18 protein-coding genes and 1 tRNA gene are annotated in these 19,205 nt (G+C 58.4%); 10 read left to right on the top strand and 9 right to left on the bottom strand.

Annotation, left to right across the window (positions count from 1 at the left end; genetic code table 11):
• Positions 1-2 precede the first annotated feature (2 nt).
• A complete protein-coding gene (locus HDF12_RS17360; protein ID WP_179585379.1) occupies positions 3-524 on the bottom strand; it encodes a hypothetical protein in 522 nt (173 codons plus the stop codon).
• A complete protein-coding gene (locus HDF12_RS17355) occupies positions 521-1,132 on the bottom strand; it encodes an RNA polymerase sigma factor (RefSeq protein ID WP_179585377.1) in 612 nt (203 codons plus the stop codon). The genes HDF12_RS17360 and HDF12_RS17355 overlap by 4 nt, the downstream gene beginning before the upstream one ends.
• Positions 1,133-1,260: 128 nt before the next feature.
• Between HDF12_RS17355 and coaD the strand changes: the two genes are divergently transcribed.
• The 5 genes from coaD to HDF12_RS17330 all read left to right on the top strand — a co-directional run bounded on the left by coaD (position 1,261) and on the right by HDF12_RS17330 (position 6,459).
• Positions 1,261-1,755 (top strand): pantetheine-phosphate adenylyltransferase, encoded by a 495-nt coding sequence (gene coaD / locus HDF12_RS17350; protein WP_179585375.1) that lies wholly within the window; start codon positions 1,261-1,263, stop codon positions 1,753-1,755.
• A gap of 56 nt (positions 1,756-1,811) precedes the next feature.
• A complete protein-coding gene (locus tag HDF12_RS17345) occupies positions 1,812-3,008 on the top strand; it encodes a pyridoxal phosphate-dependent aminotransferase (RefSeq protein ID WP_179585373.1) in 1,197 nt (398 codons plus the stop codon).
• A gap of 64 nt (positions 3,009-3,072) precedes the next feature.
• Positions 3,073-4,239, top strand: coding sequence for a mannose-1-phosphate guanylyltransferase (locus HDF12_RS17340; RefSeq protein WP_179585371.1), 1,167 nt, complete (start codon positions 3,073-3,075; stop codon positions 4,237-4,239).
• Positions 4,240-4,345: 106 nt separating this feature from the next.
• Positions 4,346-5,797: a phosphoglucomutase/phosphomannomutase family protein gene (locus HDF12_RS17335; protein ID WP_179585369.1), complete on the top strand. Its 1,452-nt coding sequence runs from the start codon at positions 4,346-4,348 to the stop codon at positions 5,795-5,797.
• Positions 5,794-6,459, top strand: coding sequence for an HAD family hydrolase (locus HDF12_RS17330; protein ID WP_179585367.1), 666 nt, complete (start codon positions 5,794-5,796; stop codon positions 6,457-6,459). The genes HDF12_RS17335 and HDF12_RS17330 overlap by 4 nt, the downstream gene beginning before the upstream one ends.
• 366 nt (positions 6,460-6,825) lie before the next feature.
• Here HDF12_RS17330 and HDF12_RS17325 read toward each other — a convergent pair whose 3' ends face one another.
• Positions 6,826-7,176 carry a hypothetical protein gene (locus HDF12_RS17325; protein ID WP_179585365.1) on the bottom strand — a complete coding sequence of 117 codons (351 nt, stop codon included), beginning with the start codon at positions 7,174-7,176 and terminating at the stop codon, positions 6,826-6,828.
• A 297-nt stretch (positions 7,177-7,473) separates the two neighbouring features.
• Positions 7,474-8,259, bottom strand: coding sequence for a 3-deoxy-manno-octulosonate cytidylyltransferase (kdsB, locus tag HDF12_RS17320; protein WP_373563984.1), 786 nt, complete (start codon positions 8,257-8,259; stop codon positions 7,474-7,476).
• Between the two features lie 153 nt (positions 8,260-8,412).
• Between kdsB and HDF12_RS17315 the strand changes: the two genes are divergently transcribed.
• The 3 genes from HDF12_RS17315 to HDF12_RS17305 all read left to right on the top strand — a co-directional run bounded on the left by HDF12_RS17315 (position 8,413) and on the right by HDF12_RS17305 (position 12,455).
• A tRNA-Met gene (locus tag HDF12_RS17315) sits at positions 8,413-8,489 on the top strand.
• A 143-nt stretch (positions 8,490-8,632) separates the two neighbouring features.
• Positions 8,633-9,865, top strand: a complete 1,233-nt coding sequence (locus tag HDF12_RS17310) for a S41 family peptidase (protein ID WP_179585363.1) — start codon at positions 8,633-8,635, stop codon at positions 9,863-9,865.
• A gap of 127 nt (positions 9,866-9,992) precedes the next feature.
• Positions 9,993-12,455, top strand: a complete 2,463-nt coding sequence (locus tag HDF12_RS17305; RefSeq protein ID WP_179585360.1) for a penicillin-binding protein 1A — start codon at positions 9,993-9,995, stop codon at positions 12,453-12,455.
• Here HDF12_RS17305 and HDF12_RS17300 read toward each other — a convergent pair.
• From HDF12_RS17300 to ygfZ, 5 genes are read right to left on the bottom strand one after another with little or no spacing between them, the layout of a single operon-like run.
• The gene (locus HDF12_RS17300) at positions 12,406-13,386 is read right to left on the bottom strand and encodes a bifunctional riboflavin kinase/FAD synthetase (protein WP_179585358.1); all 981 of its coding nucleotides are present in this window, start codon (positions 13,384-13,386) and stop codon (positions 12,406-12,408) included. The two genes, HDF12_RS17305 and HDF12_RS17300, sit on opposite strands and share 50 nt — an antisense overlap.
• The gene (locus HDF12_RS17295; RefSeq protein ID WP_179585356.1) at positions 13,383-14,168 is read right to left on the bottom strand and encodes a hypothetical protein; all 786 of its coding nucleotides are present in this window, start codon (positions 14,166-14,168) and stop codon (positions 13,383-13,385) included. The genes HDF12_RS17300 and HDF12_RS17295 overlap by 4 nt, the downstream gene beginning before the upstream one ends.
• Positions 14,165-14,980 carry an MBL fold metallo-hydrolase gene (locus HDF12_RS17290; RefSeq protein ID WP_179585354.1) on the bottom strand — a complete coding sequence of 272 codons (816 nt, stop codon included), beginning with the start codon at positions 14,978-14,980 and terminating at the stop codon, positions 14,165-14,167. Before HDF12_RS17290 ends, HDF12_RS17295 begins: the two co-directional genes overlap by 4 nt.
• Positions 14,981-14,982: 2 nt before the next feature.
• Positions 14,983-15,594, bottom strand: a complete 612-nt coding sequence (locus HDF12_RS17285; RefSeq protein ID WP_179585353.1) for a DUF1844 domain-containing protein — start codon at positions 15,592-15,594, stop codon at positions 14,983-14,985.
• A 2-nt stretch (positions 15,595-15,596) separates the two neighbouring features.
• Positions 15,597-16,661 carry a CAF17-like 4Fe-4S cluster assembly/insertion protein YgfZ gene (gene ygfZ, locus HDF12_RS17280; protein ID WP_179585351.1) on the bottom strand — a complete coding sequence of 355 codons (1,065 nt, stop codon included), beginning with the start codon at positions 16,659-16,661 and terminating at the stop codon, positions 15,597-15,599.
• Between the two features lie 58 nt (positions 16,662-16,719).
• Here ygfZ and HDF12_RS17275 point away from each other — a divergent pair, with 58 nt between their 5' ends.
• Positions 16,720-18,288 (top strand): hypothetical protein, encoded by a 1,569-nt coding sequence (locus HDF12_RS17275; RefSeq protein ID WP_257025714.1) that lies wholly within the window; start codon positions 16,720-16,722, stop codon positions 18,286-18,288.
• 38 nt (positions 18,289-18,326) lie between these two features.
• Positions 18,327-19,193, top strand: coding sequence for an S-methyl-5'-thioadenosine phosphorylase (gene mtnP / locus HDF12_RS17270; protein ID WP_179585349.1), 867 nt, complete (start codon positions 18,327-18,329; stop codon positions 19,191-19,193).
• Positions 19,194-19,205 lie beyond the last annotated feature (12 nt).

Below are 19,205 nucleotides of genomic sequence, written 5' to 3'. Positions count from 1 at the left end.
TGTCAGTTCGTCCTTTGGTCTGAAGTGGAGGTTACAGAAGTTGTTCCATCGGTCGGATCAGCCAGCGGCTCCATCGGCGAAGGCACATCGGCAGAGACCTTCTGATCGATATCTGACAGCAAAGCCTCGTCCGACTCAGCCGCCCGCGAAGACGCCGCAGCGGCCTTCGTCGCCGCGGAACGAGCGGCAGACTGCTGTTGATGCAAGGTGATCGGGAATAGGGCAGCGACAAAGACTACAGCCGCTGCAGCCCAGTAAAGTGGCTGCGAGAGCACATGGTGCGGAGGCGCGATGGAGGAACGCCGCGCGTAGCTGTGAGCGAATTCCTGCCGCGAATAAGAGATCGACGCGTCGCGGAAGTGAGAGAGCGAATCGCGCAGGCTCTTCAACTCCGCCGAGCAGATCAGGCAAGCCTGAAGATGCTGATCAACAACATCGGTGTCGCGATCGGCGCCAGCAGACCGAAGTGACGAGTCGGCGAGGAGAACGTCGCAGAGTTGCTCGTGAGTGAGGTGGAGGTTCATAGAGAGTCCTTGAGAGAAGCGTTGTGACGTGCCCGAATGGTTGCGAGGGCGCGGTAAAGGTGCGTCTTGACGGTGCTGATTGGCAACCCCGTAATGCTGGCGATCTCAGAGAGCTCAAGCTCTTCGAGGAACCGAAGGAGGAAGATGCTGCGCTGGCGATCCGAGAGCTGTGCGACGCTCTCCCAGACTAATGTCATCTGCTCGCTGGCAATCAGACGCGACTCAAGCGAACTGTCGCGATGCGGAACGTGCGACGAGATGTCGGATACATCAATGGCTGTATCCGAGACCCGCTTCCAGAAGCGAAAACGGTCGGTGCGGGTATGATCGCGAACCAGGTTCAGCGCAATCCGCATCAGCCAGGTCAGGATCGAACAGTCGCCGCGGAAGCTGCTACGCGCCGACCAGGCTCGAACGAAAGTATCCTGGGTCAACGTCTGCGCCACATCGCGGTCCCGAATTGAGATCAGATGGAACCTGAAGATCCGCTGCTCGTACGTAGCAACGATCGAGTCCATATCGTCGAGCGGTGTGGCCGAAGCCTGCGGTGCGATGTTCGTCTGCCGCGTGATAGTGAGACCGTCGGTGCTAAGAGCTTGTGATGGCATTAGGGAACCGTATTCAGCGCGCTGCCGCATTGTTTTGGCTATTGGGAGAGACGCTTGAGGGCACACGCAAGACTACAGGAAGGCGTGGATTTATTTTTTACCGATAAAGCGCGGTATGCTGCTCATGCATGCATACGGTAAAAGCGATTTATCCAGGGACCTTCGATCCGCTGACCAACGGGCACCTCGACCTGATCGCCCGAGGGTCGAAGATAGTCGACGAGTTGGTCGTAGCGATTCTTCGCAACTCCGAAAAAGGCACGCCTCTGTTCACTGTCCCGGAGCGCGAAGAGATGATTGCCGAAGCGACCCGCAACTTTGGCAATGTCTCGGTGACCACGTTCGACGGCCTTCTGGTCGACTTTGCCCGGCAACAGGGTGCTAAAGCTGTCCTCCGAGGCATTCGGGCTATCAGCGACTACGAGTATGAGTTTCAGATGGCGATGATGAACCGCAAGCTCGATCCGGAGCTCGAAACCCTCTTTATGATGCCGGCAGAAAAGTACACCTACGTCAGTTCAAGACTGATAAAAGGGGTCTTCCAGCTCGGCGGCGACGTTACGGCTCTGGTGCCTCCTCTCGTGGTCGAGCGCCTCAAGGCCAAGGTTCCGAACCGGCTCTGAAGGCCTGAGAAGACTTGCTCCTTTATCTCGGTGGCCAAATCTGCCACACTAGAGGCATGACCACAGCGACAGCGACGAAGATATTTGCGGACCGTATCGGCCGCATCGAAGTTTCCGCAACCATGGCGATCACAGCCGCAGCGCTGAAGCTCAAGTCTGAAGGCGTGAACCTCGCAGACTTCGGTGCGGGCGAACCTCATTTCTCCACTCCGCGCCACATCAAGGACGCGGCCATTGAGGCGATCGAGAAGAACTTTACCCGCTATACGAATGTCGCGGGTATTCCCGAGGTTCGCAAGGCGATCGTGGATCGTCACGCCTGCGACTTTGGCTCGAACTACACTCCCGACGAGTGCGTCTTCACCACTGGAGGCAAGCTGGCGCTGTTCAATGCGATTCAGGTTCTGGTTGACCACGGGGATGAGGTTATTCTTCCCGTTCCCTACTGGGTCTCTTTCAAAGACATCATTCAATACGCCGGTGGCAAGGCCGTTTTGGTCGAGAGCAAAGAGGAAGAAAACTTTCGCATCACCGCGAAGATGATCGAGGCAGCGATCACCCCGAAGACCAAGGCGATTATCCTAAATACTCCGTCGAATCCTTCCGGTGCTGTGGTAGCTCCGGAAGATCTCGAAGCTATCGTTCGTCTCGCTCACAAGAATGGGATTTACGTGCTGCTCGACGAGTGCTACGTCTACCTGACGTTCACTGGTGAGGTCGTCAGTGGCGGCTCCTTCACAGATTGCAAGGAACACATCGTTGTGTTGGGATCCCTCTCGAAGACCTACGCGATGACAGGATGGAGAGCAGGCTTTGCGCTTGGCCCCAAGCCGATCATCGCGGCGATGAGCAAGCTACAGTCGCAGAGCACCTCGAACACAGCCAGCATGGTGCAGCGTGCGTCGATCGCCGCACTGACCGGATCGCAGGAGTGCGTCTCAGAGATGCGCGCCGACTACATCAAGCTGCGCGATCAGACTCTGGCAGGCTTCAAAACCATCCCGGGTCTGACCTGCACGGTGCCGCAGGGAGCCTTCTATGTGTATCCGAATGTGAGCAAGTTCATTGGTAAGGGCGGTATCAAGTCGGCGTCAGACCTAGCGGCGAAGCTGCTGAGTGAGGCGCATGTCGTCGTCGTTCCCGGTGAGGCCTTCGGGACTTCAGAGCATATCCGGCTCTCCTATGCGGTATCGCACGATGTCGTGGATGAAGGCGTAAAGCGAATGCGGGATTACTTCGCAACGTTGAGTTAGCTGTTGATCTTGCGTCTGGACCGCACTGCTTTACGGTGCGGTCTCTTCACTAAGACGGAGGCTTATGCCCATTGAAGGTAGTAAGACGGAGCAGAGGTTCGCTCCGGTGATTCTTGCAGGCGGCAGCGGAACACGGTTCTGGCCTCGAAGCCGGAAGGCGCGGGCGAAGCAGGTGCTGGCTCTGGATGGAGAGCGCACCATGATTCAGCAGACGGTTGAGCGTCTGACTCCGCTGGTTGACCCTGCCGAAGTGTGGGTGATTACGAATAGCCTCCTTGGTGACCTTATCGCCGAGCAACTTCCTGAGGTGCCTCGCGAGCATATCCTGAGCGAACCTGCGGCCAGAAATACTGCGCCTGCGTGTGCTCTTGCTGCGTTCCTGCTGGAGCCGAGTTCACCAGAGACGGTGATTGGGATCTTTCCATCCGATCATGTGGTGAAGAACGGGGCGAGATTCGCGGAGGTGATTCGGGCTGGGATTGCGCTGGCTGCGAGTGGGGAGAAGATTGTCGTTCTCGGCGTTCCTCCTACGCGGGCAGAGACTGGTTATGGCTACATCGAGCTGGGTGAGGTCGTAGATCCTTCGAAGGTGCCTCATTCCGGAGTTGCGGTTCGTCGCGTGAAGCGGTTCACAGAGAAGCCGAATGCCGAGGTTGCGGAGCAGTTCGTTGCTTCGGGGAACTATGCGTGGAACGGAGGGATCTTCCTTTGGAGCGCGCGAACTCTGGCGAATGCGATTCGCGAGCACTGTCCTGCGATGGCTCCGCTGCTGGAGCGGATTGCTGCGGCTTATCGGACGTCGAAGGAGGAGTTCGAGCGCGTCTTCGCGGAGGCTTATCCACTTTGCGACAACATCAGCATCGACTATGCGGTGCTCGAACCGCGCTCGGCCAAAGGCGAAGCAGGCGCTGAGATCTATAGTCTTCCGGGCGACTTTGAGTGGAACGATCTGGGCTGCTGGTCGGCGTTGCATGAGCATGCGGCTGGTTGTCCTCCGGAGAGCGTCTCGCTGACGAATGTGTTTGAGGGCGAAGATCCGCTTTGCATCTCGATCGACTCGAGCGGGAACTACATTCATGCGCCGGGAAAGGTCATCGCTCTGGTTGGCGTGACGAATCTAGTTGTGGTTCAGACCAAGGATGCTCTGCTGATTACGACTCGCGAACGCTCGCAGGATGTGGGCAAAGTCGTCGCTCAACTGAAGAGTGCTGGGCGAGAAGACCTGATCTGAAGTTCGTTTCTTCGTTCACCTTTCGTCTTCATTTATTTTCTTGTCTTCCTTTCTTTTCGCTGTTGCGGTTGCTGCATCAATCCATTCAGGAAAAATCGAAGAAACTATGGCAGAGACAGTTGTAAAGTTTGGCACGGACGGCTGGCGGGGCATTATTGCGGATGACTTTACTTATGCAAACGTTCGGGTGGCGGCGTCTGCGATTGCGAACTACGTTTTAGCGCAGGAGGATGCGGCGGCCGGGGTGTGTCTTGCGTATGACACGCGGTTCGGCTCGCACTCCTTCGCGAAGGTTGTGGCTGAGGTGCTCGCGGGGGCGGGCATTCCGGTGGCTATGGCGGCGGAGATCACGCCTACGCCTGCACTCTCGTATGCGGTGCGCGAGCGGAAGGCGGCGGGTGGTGTGATGATCACCTCGAGCCACAATCCGGCCGAGTGGAACGGCGTGAAGTACAAGGCGAGCTACGGCGGTTCGGGCAAGCCTTCGATCATGGCTGCGATTGAGGGGTATCTCGACAAGCCGTTGGCGAAGGCCGCGAAGCCTGCGCCGATCGAGACGGTCGATTTCAACACGGATTACGTTGCTGCGATTGCGCGGTTTGTTGATCTCGATGCCATTCGCGCCTCGGGATACAAGTTTTTGATTGATTGCATGTATGGAGCAGGCCGTGGAGTGGTTGCCGGGATCTTCACGAGGGCTGGAATTCCTTTCGTCGAAATTCGCAATGAGATCAATCCGGCGTTTCCGGGGATCAATCCTGAGCCGATTCTGCCGCACATCAAGGCTGCGCAGGCTGCGGTGGTTGCGGAGAGGTGCGATGCCGGGCTGATCACGGATGGAGATGCAGACCGGATCGGCGCGGTGGATGAGCATGGCAATGTGGTGGATGCGCACAAGATCTTTGCAGTGATTCTGAAGTGGCTGTTGGAGCGGAAGAAGTGGCCGGGCGATGTGACACGCGCGTTCAACACGACGAAGATGCTGGACCGGATCTCGGCGAAGTATGGGCGACGGCTGCATGAGCACGGGATCGGGTTCAAGTATGTGTGCGACCTGATGCTCGAGCAGGAGATTCTGATTGGCGGCGAGGAGTCGGGCGGCATTGGCATCAGCCGGCATCTGCCGGAGCGGGATGGGATGCTGAACTCGCTTTTGCTGGCGAACGTGATGGCGGATGAGAAGAAGACGCTCGGGCAACTCGTCGCTGCCTTGCAGGAGGAGTTTGGCGAACACCAGTATGGACGCATCGATATGCATATCGATGAGGAACTGAAGCAGTCTGCGATTGCTCGGGCGAAGACCTTGAAGGATTCGGTGGGAGCGGCGGACTTTGCGGGGCTGAAGGTGCTTCGGGTGGAGACGCTGGATGGGATCAAGTTCTTTCTCGAGAATCCTGACTGTGCGGGCAAACCTAACGCTGCTGAGACTTGGGTATTGTTGCGGGCGTCGGGGACGGAGCCGCTGTTGCGGGTGTATTGCGAGAGCTGCTCGGTGGAGTCTGTGGAGCGTGTGCTGGCAGCGGCGAAGAACTTTGTGCTGCAGGGACGTGGGGCTTGAGCGAAGAGGTCTGCGTGAGGGCGAAGGGCATCCTGTTCGATATGGATGGGGTGCTGGTGAGCTCTATCGGTTCGGTGGTGCGTTGCTGGCGGGAGTGGGCGGAGCACTATGAGATTCCGAATGCGGAGGTTTTTATGGTGCCGCATGGGATGCGTGCCATCGAGATTGTGAAGGAGCTGCGCCCGGATATCGATGCGGAGGAAGGGCTCCGGTACATCGAGGATCTGGAGATGAATGATGTGGCGGACCTTGTGGTGCTGCCGGGAGTGAAGGCTCTGTTGGAGAGTCTGCCGGCGGAGCGGTGGGCGATTGTGACCTCGGCGACACGAAGGCTGCTGCTGGGCCGTCTGAAGACGGCTGGACTGCCGGTGCCGGAGCGAATTATCAGTGCGGATATGGTGGAGCGGGGAAAGCCCGATCCGGAGCCGTACCGCCGTGGCGCGGAGCTGCTGGGACTGAGGCCGGAGGAGTGCCTGGTGGTGGAGGATGCGCCTTCTGGCGTGGGTGCCGGGTTGGCAGCCGGGTGCCGGGTGCTGGGCGTTGCCGGGACGCACAACGTAGACGACCTGAAGGGTGCGCAGTGGGTTGTTCGGTCGCTTGAGGGGGTTTCGGTGGGCGCGGGCGTGGATGGGCTGGAAGTGCGGTTTACCCCGGTGGGCTGAGTCTGGGGGCTGCTGGATCTGTCGCCTGCCTGATGTCTCTGTCAACGTCTTGTCTCCTCTCCCCAGGTTCAGGGGGAACCCCCTATTACCAGGATATAAGTTATTTATTTTCAATAACTTAGACGTGTGTATTGTTTGTAAAATATAGATAACAAAGGTCTTACTTGCAGATTCCTGCAAACAAATAAGTTACGGCTGAGTGTTCGCTTTAAACGCAAAAAACTCCACGGTTTGGTGGAGTTTTTGTTCCTTTGTTTCAAGTATAGAGGATTGGGGTAACTGATACGCCACGCTTATCCTATTGATTATAAGCTGGTTACTCTGTTTTTGAGGTTGACAACGGTTTTGAGCCCGTTTTACGCGCTCTTACCAGTGAATGGATGGGCTGAAGATGTAGTGGGTTTCGAGAAACGAAGCCAGCGGGAAGAGAAGGAGCATGATGGCGGTGGCCCAGTAGAAGAGTTGCAAGGGGAGGGTGGCGGAGAGGGGTGGATGGGGGTAGGGCTCGGCTTCGCGGAAGATGAAGGCGCCGATGAGGGAGATGCCGGCGGAAAGGGCGAGGAGGAGGACGGAGTCGATGATGCGGTCCTGGATAGCCTGGTGGGGCTGGAGGAGGAGCTGGGGGTCTTCGAGGGCGAAGAAGACGGTGTGAAAGACCGTGAGGAGGGAGAGGAGGCAGAGGAGGAGGGCTACGGGTTTGGCTAGTTCGAGCAACATACTTCTGCTCCGCGGGTGGAGTTCTAGTTTACTGCTTTCTTGGCGATTCTTGTCAGATGGAAGAGAACAAAGATGACAGGAGATTCCGCCGTGCGCTGCGGAATGACAATAAAAGAACAGACAACGGCAACAGCAGATCCCATTCGGGGATGACAACAAGAAAGAGAAAGGCAACGACAAAAGAAGAAAGACAAAGGCAACTGCCAAAGCGGAATGCGGGGGGCTCTCCACTGCGCTGTTCACGATGAGACTGTGAACAGCTTCGGTCGAGATGGCGGCACTTTTGTGTGGGTAATGTTAGCGGAGGAGGGCTTCGACGCGCTGGAGGTCTTCTTCGGTGTCGACTCCGATAGTGTCGAATTCGGTGGGCTCGACGTAGATGGGGATGCCGTTTTCGAGGAAGCGGAGTTGCTCCAGGCGTTCGGTTTGTTCGAGAAGGCTGGGGGGCAGGGTGGGGAAGCGCTCGAGGGTGGTCTTGCGGTAGGCGTAGAGGCCGATGTGCTTCCAGTACTGCGGGGCGGTGGCTCTGTCGCTGGCTGCGCTCTCTCGAATTGTCTTGTTGAGGGCTGCTCCGTCGCGGGCTTGTCCTTTGCCGATTTGTCCATCACGATCGAAGGGGATGGTGGCTCGGGAGAAGTAGAGGGCTCGGCCGTCGGCGGCGGTGACTACCTTTACGGCGTTGGGGTTGGCGATGTTTTCGGGTGTGCAGAGGACTTTGAGGGTGGAGACTTCGACGTGATGGTGGGTGAAGGGGCGGAGGAGTGCGGTGAGGTGTTGCGGTTTGAGGAGGGGCTCGTCGCCCTGGATGTTGATGTAGATGTCGGCGTGGTGGTGGCGGGCGACGGCGTGGACGCGATCGGTGCCGCTGGGGAGGTCGGGTGAGGTGAGCTGGACGGGCCATTGGTTGCGATGGCAGAGGTCGGCGACCTCGTCGGAGTCGGTGGCGATGAGGACGCGATCGAGCTGGGGGCAGGCGCTGGCGGCGTCGTAGACCCAGGCGAGCATGGGGCGTCCGGCGAGATTGCGGAGGACTTTGCGGGGGAGACGCGTGGAGGCCAGACGGGCGGGGATGACGCCGAGGATGGACGGCTTCTCGCCTTGGCTGGCCCGCTGATGGCTGTCCGTGGCTGGCTTTTCGCTGTGGCCGGAATCAAGTATGATTGGAGATGGCTGTGCCGTGGCGATCGTTCTCTCTGACTACAGAGGAGTTTTGTGCCGGCATGCCTTATACACATTGGCGGTGTAGCTCAGATGGTTAGAGCGACGGACTCATAACCCGTAGGTCGGCAGTTCGATTCTGCCCACCGCCACCAAAGTGTTATAGCGACTGCTGGCGCACTCTCTATGGATCGAGAGTATCATTTTGTCTATATTGTTTTGCCTGCGGGATCGTTTCGCCTGCGGGTGCGTCTAACCGGTATTGCGCCGGGAACACCCCTTGGAGTCGCTCCGAACTATGCCTAAGATCTCGAAGATACTGTTGCTTGCTGTGTCGGTTGTTCTGGTTGTCACCGTGTTTTTAGGGGTGAACTCAAACCCTGTGAGCGCTGCGAGCGAGCCGCAGGATGGTGCTTATCGCCAGATCAATGTGTATAGCGAAGTGCTGCGGCATATCCAGACGGATTATGTGGAAGAGCCGAATATCAACGCGGTGACCAATGGCGCGTTGCGTGGGCTGCTGGAGTCGCTGGATGCGGACTCGAGCTATCTGACGCCGGAAGACTATAAGGCGTTCAAGGCGGATAAGGGCGGCAAGGCGCAGGTGGGGATCAATGTTTCGAAGCGGTTTGGGTATGCGACCGTAGTTTCGGTGGTGCCGGGGAGCCCGGCGGATAAGGCGAATCTGTCCGATGGCGACATTATTGAGGCGATTGGGCCGCAGGATACCCGGGATATCTCGCTGGCGATGATTCAGCTGCTGCTGGAGGGGGCTCCGGGGAGTGAGCTAACGGTTTCGGTGGTGCGGCCGCGGAAGGCTGCGCCGGACAAGATCGTGATGACGCGGGTTTCGACGCCGCCGCCGCCGGTTGCGGAGACGATGTATGAGAACTCGTCGATTCTTTATCTGAAACCGGGTGTGCTGGACCATGATCATGTGCAGCAGATCGAGGCGAAGTTGAAAGCGATGCAGAAGGTGGGGAATAAGAAGATTCTGCTTGATCTGCGTGACGTTGCGGCGGGCGATATGCCTGAGGCGACTCGGCTGGCGAATTTTTTCCTGAAAGACGGCACGATTGCGATGCTGGAGGGGCAGAAGGTTGCCAAGCAGACGTTTACGGCGGATGCGTCGAAGGCGATCAATACGACCGCGCCGGTGGTAGTGCTGGTGAATCGCGGGACGGCGGGGCCGGCGGAGCTGGTGGCTGCGGCGCTGCTGGATAACAAACGCGCGGATCTGGTGGGGGAGAAGACTTTTGGCGAGGGCGCTCAGCAGAAGACGTTCGAGCTGCCGGATGGTGCGGCGTTGATTCTGTCGATTGCGAAGTATGAGTCGCCTTCGGGTAAGAAGCTGCAGGATGATGGCGTTACGCCTGGAGTGCTGGTGGCTTCGACTGCCGAGGATGCGGTAGCGGAGGAAGACACGACGACTCCCGCGGAGAAGACGCAGCAGCCGCTGCAGAAGCCTGCAGTGACGGTGGATGAACAACTGACGAAGGCGCTGGACCTGTTGAAGAGCAAGGCCGCTTAGGCTGATTGTTTCGGGCGTGTGATTGGCCCTTTTGTGGGAGAGAAACGTCTCCTCTGCCGTGCTATCGTGAGACTTCGTGCAGAGCTTACACAGCCCCGAAAAAAGGCCGCCAACGCCTGATGACGAGATGCCCGATTGGCAACGTGCGCTGCGCCGCGCCACGCTGAATGGGCCTGATTATCCGAGTCGCCGCATTGCGAGGCGGGTTACGTTTTATGCGCTGCTCGGGCTGTCTGCTGTTTTTGGGGCGCTTTGCGGGTTGATGCTGGTTTACTCCATTGATCTGCCGCAGATGGATGACCTGGCGCGGTATCGTCCGAACACTACGACAGAGTTGCTGGATGTGCATGGCAAGCCGTTTGGCTCGTTTGCGCTGGAGCGGCGGGTGGTGCTGCCTTATTCCGAGTTTCCGACGGTTCTGAAACAGGCGATCATTTCAATTGAAGACAAGAGCTTTGAGAGCAACTGGGGAGTGAACCTGGTGCGGGCTGTGGGGGCCGCGTATCGGGATCTGCACTCGAATGGGAGAGCACAGGGGGCATCGACGTTGACGATGCAGCTGGCGCGTAACTTGTTTCTCTCGTCGGAGAAGACGTATGGCCGCAAGCTGCAGGAGGTGTTCCTGTCGGTTCAGATTGAGCGGCGATTTACGAAACAGCAGATCTTCGAGCTATATGCGAACCAGATCTATCTGGGGCATGGGACGTATGGGTTTGAGGCCGGATCGGAGTATTTCTTCAATAAGAAGGTGCATGATCTGACGTTGCCGGAGGCTGCGCTGCTGGCGGCGTTGCCGAAGGGGCCTGAGGCTTATTCGCCGATCAAGTTTCCCGATCGCGCGTTGAAGCGCAGAAATCTTGTACTGAGCGAGATGCTTGCGGACGGCAAGATCACGAAGAGGCAGGAAGAGGCTGCTGAAGCGGCACCGCTTGGGCTGCATCTGGAGCCGCCTGCGAACAGCGTCGCACCTTATTTTGTGGAAGAGGTGCGAAAGCAACTGGAGAAGCAGTTTGGTGTGGAAGAGGTTCATGGCGCGGGTCTGAAGGTTTATACGACGCTCGATCTCGATCTGCAGCAGGTGGCGAATAAGGCGATTCTGGATGGTACGGCAACATATGAGCGGCGGCGTGGCTGGAAGGGAAGGCTGCCGAACGTTGTACTGGACGGAGCAGATATTGAGAGCTATCGTCATCCGGATTGGGTGCAGCCGATTGATATTGGAAGCTATGTCCACGGGGTGGTCACGGCGGTCTCTGCGAAGAGAGTTACGGTGAAGGTAGGTGCGCGGCTGGTTGTGCTTACGCCTCAGGACTGGAGATGGACGCAAAACACCGATGGCGACAGCTTTCTGCGTACAGGGGATGTCGTGTACGTGAAGGTACAAAGCTTCGCCGGGGATGGAACGCTGAACGCTTCGCTGGAGCAGGATTCTGGAGCGCAGGCCTCGATGATGGCGGTGGATAACTCTACCGGCGAGGTGTTGGCGATGGTGGGCGGGCGGGACTTTGGGTTGTCGCAGTTCAATCGCGCGACGCAGGCGCAGCGGCAGGTGGGTTCGTCGTTCAAGCCTTATGTTTATACGACCGCGATTGAGGGTGGTGCCAAACCTACGGACTTCATTGTTGACGGGCCTACGACCTTTCCTACGCCGAATGGGCCTTATACGCCGCATAACTATGAGGGAGACTACAAGGGGACGATGTCGCTTCTGAACGCGTTCGCCGAGTCGAGGAATATCCCGGCGTTGAAGCTGGCGGACCGGTACGGAATCCGCAAGGTGATTGACACGGCGCATCGGTTTGGAGTGACCAGCAACATTCCCGTGTTTCTGCCGGTGGCGATTGGTTCGGCGGATATTACGCTGGCCGAGCAGGTGAGCGCCTATAGCGTCTTTCCGAACGACGGCATTCGGATTGAGCCGCGCTACATTCGCAAGGTGACGCAGGCGGACGGGCTGCCGCTGGATGCGGCTCCGTCGCAGGTTTCAGAGGTGATTTCGGTTGATACGGCGCGGACGATGATGCAGTTTCTGCAGGCGGTGGTTCGATATGGGACTGGCGCTTCCGCTTCGCAGTTGAAGCATCCTCTGGGCGGTAAGACAGGGACCACGAACGACTTCACGGACGCCTGGTTCATTGGGTTTTCGCCGTCGATTACGTGTGGGACGTGGATTGGATTTGATGATCGCGAGTCGCTGGGTGAAAAAGAGACCGGGGCGAGAGCGGCGTTGCCGATGTGGATGGATTTTATGAAGGCTGCGATTGCGACCAAGCCGGATGAGGCATTCCCCACGTCGGGCGCGCCGAAGAAGAAGTTGGATGTCCCCACGGGTGGTCCGAATGCAGCTAAACCTGTACAGCCGCTGGTGCCGAAGCAGGACCAGAGTCTGGAAGCGCCGAGCTTAGAGAGGTCGAAGCCTGCCGCTCCAGCTTCCGCTGCGCCGGTACCTGCTGAGGAGAAGCCGAAGATGCCTGAAGCATCTCGTCCTGCGCCGCAGCTGGTTGCGGTTCCGGTAAAACCAACGGTGATGACCGCGAAGTCTAAGGACGAGCGGAGTGGAGTTTCGAACCCACCGCCCGACATATATTGAAGTAGCGTTTTGCCTTGGTGACGTCGCGGCCGATCTGTTCCTTGAGCGCTTCGGGATTTGGCCAGCGCATCTCTGCGCGAAGACGACGCAGAAACGTCAGGGTAAGCGGCGTGGATTCGTTCAGATCGATGGGGTGGAAGTTGAGCAGGTGGGTTTCAACAGTGAAGGAGTCGGCTCCGAAGGTTGGGCGATTGCCTACGTTCGTCACTCCATCAAAAGTCTCGCTTGAGGTTCCGGTGCCGACGGTCAACTCCGTGATGTAGACGCCGTTTGCGGGAAGCAGCTCGGTGTAGGGGGCGAGATTGATGGTGGGGACGGTGTAGCGGGTGCCGTAGCCGCGGCCTGAGGCGGGAGTGCCGCAGATGGCGAAGCTGCGGCCGAGCAGGGCGCGAACGTGGGTGACGTCGCCTTCGGCGATCATCTGGCGGATGCGGCTTGAGGAGATAGTCTCTCCGCGCAGATGACGCGGCGCGTAGACACGCACGCTGAAGCCGAGTTCGCGGCCGAGTGCTTCGAGGCTTTCGACGCCGGCCTCGGCCTGATAGCCGAAGCGGAAGTTTTCTCCCTCGTGCAGCTGGGTGACGTGCAGGGCGTCTTTGAGCACTTCGGTGGCAAAGGCGCGGGCGGTCATATGCGAGAGTTCTGTGGTGAAGGGAAGTACGAGAACGGCGTCGATGCCAGTGGCTGCGAGCAGCTCGAGCTTTTGCGGGAGCGGCGTGATGAGCGGCTGGCTGGATTCGGGGCGGATGACTCGTGCAGGGTGTGGATCGAAGGTGATGGCTATGGAACGAATGTTTTCTGCGCGTGCCTGCCCTACGACCTCGGCGGTGACCCACTGGTGGCCGCGATGGACGCCGTCGAAGTTTCCGATGGTGGCGATCGAAGGACCGAAGTCAGCGGGGATGTCTGCGAGAGAGTTGAAGATGATCATGGCTTCGCTTCGTTCCTTGATTCTCCGAGAAGAGCCGGTACGCGAGAGGTCGGCGCACCGATAAGTCCGTGATGCTCGGGAAGGTTGTAAAGAACGGCGTAGTCTTCCCGAGAGTGGGACCCCGCCCATACATAGTGTTTCTGGTTGTAGCTTCGAGATACGACCAATGAGTAGACTGCTTTAGATTCAGGATGGACGATGAAGACCGAGAACGGGTCGTAGGTGGTGGCATAAGGTTTTGTGGAACCGTTGAAGCCGTCCCCACCCATAACCTGAGAGAGAGTCTCTTTGCCGACTATAAGACCAGTACCGTCGGGAGTCGATTGAAATGAAGTGACATCCAAGTAGTCGCGTTCAAGTACTTTGTAAGGATCGCCCGAGGTTGAAAATCCAATTACAAGTAATGCGGCGGCGTCGCTCGCTCCGGCATCGCTGATGAAAAATAGAAGGGTACGCGAGTCCGAAGCTGTGCCATATTTGCCAACAAGGAAATAGCGAGAAGGATGAAGTTTCAGGCCCGGGATATCGATCCAATACCCGAGCGCCCGACGCTCGTTAGGATTTGCTGGAATACGAGCTATAGAGTTTCTCGCGGTGAAATCAAAGTGCTTGCCTTCGAAATCGACCTGAAAGGAACGAAACGAGGAGTTACCTCCTGGTTTGGATTGAAACGTAAACGAGATTAGCTTGTTGGTTTCGGGCAAGCTGAAGTTGACGGACTCGCCAGCGGCGACTTGATACGAGGCTATGACGAGAATCAGGAACTTCCATGCGATACTCATGCGGCGGTCTCCGGTGCGATCTCGAAGGTGATCTTGAGGCCGTCGTAGGCCAGACGAACGTGGGGTGGGAGCTCGGCTTCGGTGGTGGCGTGGTCGAGGTCGTGGCTCATATGGGTGAAGAAGGCACGGCTCGGTTTCAGCTGATCTACCAGGGCTACAGACTTATCGAGGTGCGAGTGGCTGGGATGAGGGTCGCGGCGGAGGGCATCGAGGATGAGTACGTCGAGATTCTGGAGGAGCGGGATGCTCTCGGGTGGGATGTCGCTCATGTCGGTGAGATAGGCAGCGTTGCCGAAGCGGTAGCCGGTGATCTCCTCGCGGCCGTGGGTGACCGGGACTCTGCGAAAACATGCACCGAAGAGATCGACGCCTGCTCCGGGTGTTGGGTCGATGCGGTGAATCTCGACCTGGGCGCTGGTGGGGTAGCGATCTTCTTTGCGGAAGGTGTACTCGAAGATGCGCTCGAGGCTGCTTGCGGTGGCGTCGTCGGCGTAGATGGGCATGTCGCCTTTGACGCGGAAGCTGAGGGGGCGCAGGTCGTCGAAGCCGAGGACGTGATCGGCGTGACCGTGGGTGTAGAGTACGGCGTCGACGTGACGGATGTTTTCGCGGATGGCTTGCGCGTGGAAGTCGGGGCCGGTGTCGACGAGGACGGTGTGGTTGTTGTAGTCGAGGCGGATGGAGGGGCGGGTTCGGCGATTGCGCGGGTCTCCGTGTGGCGAGACGGCGGAAGTGCAGACGGCGCAGTCGCAGCCGAGGGTCGGCACCCCCATGGAGGTGCCGGTGCCGAGGAAGGTGAGGGTCGCCTCCATCGTTAGCGGACGATGCTGGGGCCTGCGGGGCCTGGACGGCCTGCGCCGCCTGGTGCCTTGGCTGCTGCGGACCGTGCGAGTGCCTGGGTGACTTCAAGAAACGCCATGCGCAGTTCGAACAGTGCGCTTTCAAGGAGGCGGGTCTCTTCGGGGGAGAGATTGCCCTTGGTCTTGTCTTCGAGGACCTGGAGCATGTCGATGCTCTGGCGCGCTCCGAGGATGTCGACCTGGGGCTGCTGGCCCTCCTGCGTGGTGCCGCCGAGCTGCATGATGGAGGTCATGTAGACGGACTGGACGAGCTGATCGAAGCTCATGGCGGGCGGGTGGTCCATGCCGGGGTTGGCCGAGCGAATCGCGGTGTCTAGGCGATCAGCGGTCATCTCGTAGGCGCGCTTTGCCTGTTCGGTCTGCTCGGCGGTCAGGGCTGGCGGAAGTTCGGGCTCTTGCGGTGTCTCGGGCGCGGCGGGCGGGGGCGGTGCGGCAGCTGCTGGTTCGGACGACCTTGACTCGCGCTCTTCTCTTTCAGGGGAAGGGTCGGCATCGGGGCGCAGTTCGCCGTCCATGGTGAACTTGCGGCGGTCGGTTACAACGAAGGGCTTGTTCTGTTCAGGCATGATCACACTCTTTCAGAAAGTTCAGATGCAACCGGAGGCGCGGAGGCTGCAGACTGCGAAAAGGGAAGCGAGACCGGCGTAGCGATACCACCGGAGTAAACGATTGGAAGGCCGCGGTCCAGAGCTTCGCGACGGATGTAGCCTAGTCCGAGGTTGATGGCGTGAGCTTCGCCGGGCAATGGGACGGCAGCGACGCTGGTGAGTCCGCCGATTTGCTTACCGTCTGCTTCAAGGGATGTGCCGGCGGCGGGGAGGTCGCCTGCGAGATGGAAGCCGCTGAAGGTGCGATGGACGTTGCCTCGGGAACGGATCCGCTCGACGATCTCCTGGCCGAGGTAGCAGCCTTTGGCGAAGTGCAGGGCGCGCGTCTGGCCGGTCTCTTGTGGGAGTTCGCGGTCGCGGATATCGGTTCCGATCTGCGGAGTTCCTTCGAGCACGCGGAGCCATTCGAGGCTTTGATCTTCGCAGAGTGTTGTGCCGAGATCCTGAAGGGTGCTGGCGAGCTTTGCGGTTGTCGCTTCATCGGCCCACAGTTCGTACCGCGGTATTAGAGGACTATATGCGTGCAGGATGTCTACATGGGAGTCGTTCCAGGTGAGTGAGCGCATCGCAAGGGCTGCGAGATTATCGGTTGTCAGACCGATTTGCTGTAGGAGCGAGGCTGCTTTGGGACCAGCGATTAACAGACCCGATCGCGTGCTGCTGATGTCTGCGAGTTCGACGTCGTCCATGATGATGAACCGGTCGAGGAGCGCGATTAAGCCTGCGACCTGAGGCGAGGTTGTCTCCATGAGGAGATCGTCTGGGCGGGCGAAGATGGTGGCGTCGCCCTGGATGCGGCCTTGAACGCTGAGGAAGAAGTTATAGTTGCCCTCGCCGGCAGTCAGGTGCTGGATGGAGTTGGTGACCATTCCGTTCAACCAACGGACGCGGTCTTCTCCGGTGACTCGGATCCAGCCGGTATTGTGCAAAGGGGATAGGCCGGTGTTCTGGAGGAGCGCCGTAAGCCGCGAGGCGGGGGTCGAAGTTGATGAGATCGAGATGTCGGATTGTGTTGGTGAACTCATGACGAAATGATGCGAGAAACTTGCGTACACTTGATTATAGCGGTGGATCGAGAGGGTTATGTTGCTGGGAAGGCTTTGGGCCGGGAGCGAGGGTTCGACGAAGATGATTGCGGCGTTTGCGCTGTGGTCGACAAGTTTTGCATACGCAGCGCAGACGGCGACCCAAAGTGTTCCTCAGCCAGCTTCGCCTGCCGCGAGTCAGCAGCCAATGACGAAGCAGCAGGCGAAGGAGCTTTTTCGTTCTGTGGATGAGATTCTGAACTTCGTGAGCAGCGACACCAAGTTGCCGATTGAGCATACCGTGAAGCGCAAACTAATCTCGCGCGATCAGGTCAATCGCTATCTCAAGGAGAAGTTCGACGAGGACGAGGGAGCCAAGCGCATGGAGCGGTCGGAGGTTGTGCTTAAGAAGTTCGGGATGCTTGATCGCGATTTTCATCTTCGACCGTTTTTGCTGTCGCTGTTGACCGAGCAGGTTGCCGGGTTTTACGACAACAAGACGAAGACGGTTAACCTGCTTGACTGGATCGAGCCTGACGAGCAGAAGCCGGTGCTGGCGCATGAACTGACTCACGCTCTGCAGGATCAGAGGATCAATCTGACCAGTTGGTCTGATGTGAGTCTGGCTAACACCTCCTATAACGTGCAGGAAGACAATCATCATCTGCAGGTGGATGAGGCAGACACCGCACGCACCGCCGTGGCGGAGGGGCAGGCGATGGCGGTCTTCATCGATTACACGTTGCGGCCATCAGGGAAGACGATTGCCGACGCGCCGGATCTCGCGGACAAGTTGAAGGACCAGGTGACAGATACGGGCGGCTCGCCGGTGATGGCGCGCGCGCCTCTGTTGCTCCAGGAGTCATTGCTGTTTCCGTATGGCGAAGGGCTTAGCTTCGAGCAGGCGATTCTGGTCAAGGCGGGCAAAGAAGCGGCGTTCAGTGGCGTGCTCGCGAATCCGCCGTCTTCGAGCTTCGAGATTATGAATCCGCAGGCCTACATGGCGCATGCACCGGTGCCGGTGATTCGGTTACCGGATATTCATCCACTGCTTGACCCGGAGTATGCACCGTATGACATCGGCGTGATGGGAGAACTGGATGTTCGCATTCTTGCCGAGCTGTTTGGTGGAAGAGAGATTGGAACTGCGCTGGCGCCGGAGTGGAACGGCGGTGTCTACTACGCAGCGCAACGCAAATCGGCTGTGACTGCGGCGGAGAAGGAGTCGACGGCCTCTATCGGGTTGCTCTACTACTCGCGCTGGAAAAATGCCGACTCGGCGAGTTCCTTCCTCCGCATCTATGCGGCGCAGATTCCGAGAAAGTACTCCAACGTTGTGGAGCGAAAGAAAGATGAGGCCAGTGAGACGGAACTGGTTTACTCCACGAACGAGGGGGATGTTCTGATCTCTCGACTGGGAGATGCCGTCTTTGTTGGTGAAGGTTTCAACCTTGCCCTCGCACGAAAGCTGCGCGACACAATCGCAAGCATGCAGCCGCAGGGGCCGATGCAACAGGCTGATATGCCAGTGACAGAACCGGCATTGTCGATGTCGCGGGTTCTGGCGTCCTTTGGCGCAGTGAGTGAAAGCAGCCTGCAACGGTATACTTCCAGAGGGGCGAAGTAGCTAGCCGCAACGTGTCCGCTAAAGGGAGCAAAGTTATTTTGAAGAAGGCAGAGATTGGAATTATCGGGGGCAGCGGTCTGTACGCCATGCCCGGACTTACCAATGTGCGCGAGGAACGCCTGACAACTCCATTCGGCGAGCCGTCGGATGCTTTTGTTCTGGGCGAACTCGAAGGCCGAAACGTCGCTTTTCTCGCTCGTCATGGGCGTGGTCATCGCATTCTCCCCAGTGAGTTAAACTTCCGCGCAAACATCTTTGCGATGAAGATGCTGGGTGTCGATTCGATTCTTTCGGTCTCGGCCGTGGGCTCGCTGAAAGAAGAACACAAGCCGACGGACTTCGTGATTCCGGATCAGTTTATCGACCGCACCTTTGCTCGCGCTTCTACATTTTTTGGCGAAGGCATCGTTGCTCATGTCGCCTTCGGCGATCCTATATGTGCGCCGCTGGCCGACGTATTGAAACAGGCTTGCGACACCGTTGGTGTTGTCGGCAAGCTTGGTGGGACGTATGTCTGCATGGAGGGACCGCAGTTCTCCACCCGCGCGGAATCGAATCTCTATAGAAGCTGGGGCGCAGATGTGATTGGGATGACGAACCTGCAGGAGGCGAAGCTCGCTCGCGAGGCCGAGCTCTGCTACGCCACCGTGGCGATGGTCACTGACTACGACTGCTGGCGCGCGGGTCACGACGACGTTACCGTGGATCAGATTGTTGCTGTGATGCATCAGAATGCAGACAACGCTTCCAAGGTGGTCCGTGCGGCCGTTGCGGCGATGCCGGCGGATATGACGAAGGGTTGCGCCTGCGTCGATGCTTTGAAGTATGCCATTCTTACTGATCGCAAGGCAATTCCAGGGGGGACAAAGCAGAAGCTCTCGCTGCTTCTCGATAAGTATCTCTGAGGGCATTATTCG

Origin of the sequence: Tunturiibacter gelidiferens (assembly GCF_013410115.1) — a bacterium.
Classification (GTDB): Bacteria; Acidobacteriota; Terriglobia; order Terriglobales; family Acidobacteriaceae; genus Edaphobacter; species Edaphobacter gelidiferens.
Note: the sequence above shows the minus strand (reverse complement) of the source record. Positions and strands in the feature narration are given on the sequence as shown.

Excerpts from the sequence above, each read along its gene's own strand:
- HDF12_RS17360 (WP_179585379.1), bottom strand. The coding sequence starts at position 524 with ATGAACCTCCACCTCACTCACGAGCAACTCTGCGACGTTCTCCTCGCC.
- HDF12_RS17355 (WP_179585377.1), bottom strand. The coding sequence starts at position 1,132 with ATGCCATCACAAGCTCTTAGCACCGACGGTCTCACTATCACGCGGCAG.
- coaD (WP_179585375.1), top strand. The coding sequence starts at position 1,261 with ATGCATACGGTAAAAGCGATTTATCCAGGGACCTTCGATCCGCTGACC.
- HDF12_RS17345 (WP_179585373.1), top strand. The coding sequence starts at position 1,812 with ATGACCACAGCGACAGCGACGAAGATATTTGCGGACCGTATCGGCCGC.
- HDF12_RS17340 (WP_179585371.1), top strand. The coding sequence starts at position 3,073 with ATGCCCATTGAAGGTAGTAAGACGGAGCAGAGGTTCGCTCCGGTGATT.
- HDF12_RS17335 (WP_179585369.1), top strand. The coding sequence starts at position 4,346 with ATGGCAGAGACAGTTGTAAAGTTTGGCACGGACGGCTGGCGGGGCATT.
- HDF12_RS17325 (WP_179585365.1), bottom strand. The coding sequence starts at position 7,176 with ATGTTGCTCGAACTAGCCAAACCCGTAGCCCTCCTCCTCTGCCTCCTC.
- HDF12_RS17310 (WP_179585363.1), top strand. The coding sequence starts at position 8,633 with ATGCCTAAGATCTCGAAGATACTGTTGCTTGCTGTGTCGGTTGTTCTG.
- HDF12_RS17305 (WP_179585360.1), top strand. The coding sequence starts at position 9,993 with ATGCCCGATTGGCAACGTGCGCTGCGCCGCGCCACGCTGAATGGGCCT.
- HDF12_RS17300 (WP_179585358.1), bottom strand. The coding sequence starts at position 13,386 with ATGATCATCTTCAACTCTCTCGCAGACATCCCCGCTGACTTCGGTCCT.
- HDF12_RS17295 (WP_179585356.1), bottom strand. The coding sequence starts at position 14,168 with ATGAGTATCGCATGGAAGTTCCTGATTCTCGTCATAGCCTCGTATCAA.
- HDF12_RS17290 (WP_179585354.1), bottom strand. The coding sequence starts at position 14,980 with ATGGAGGCGACCCTCACCTTCCTCGGCACCGGCACCTCCATGGGGGTG.
- HDF12_RS17285 (WP_179585353.1), bottom strand. The coding sequence starts at position 15,594 with ATGCCTGAACAGAACAAGCCCTTCGTTGTAACCGACCGCCGCAAGTTC.
- ygfZ (WP_179585351.1), bottom strand. The coding sequence starts at position 16,661 with ATGAGTTCACCAACACAATCCGACATCTCGATCTCATCAACTTCGACC.
- HDF12_RS17275 (WP_257025714.1), top strand. The coding sequence starts at position 16,720 with ATGTTGCTGGGAAGGCTTTGGGCCGGGAGCGAGGGTTCGACGAAGATG.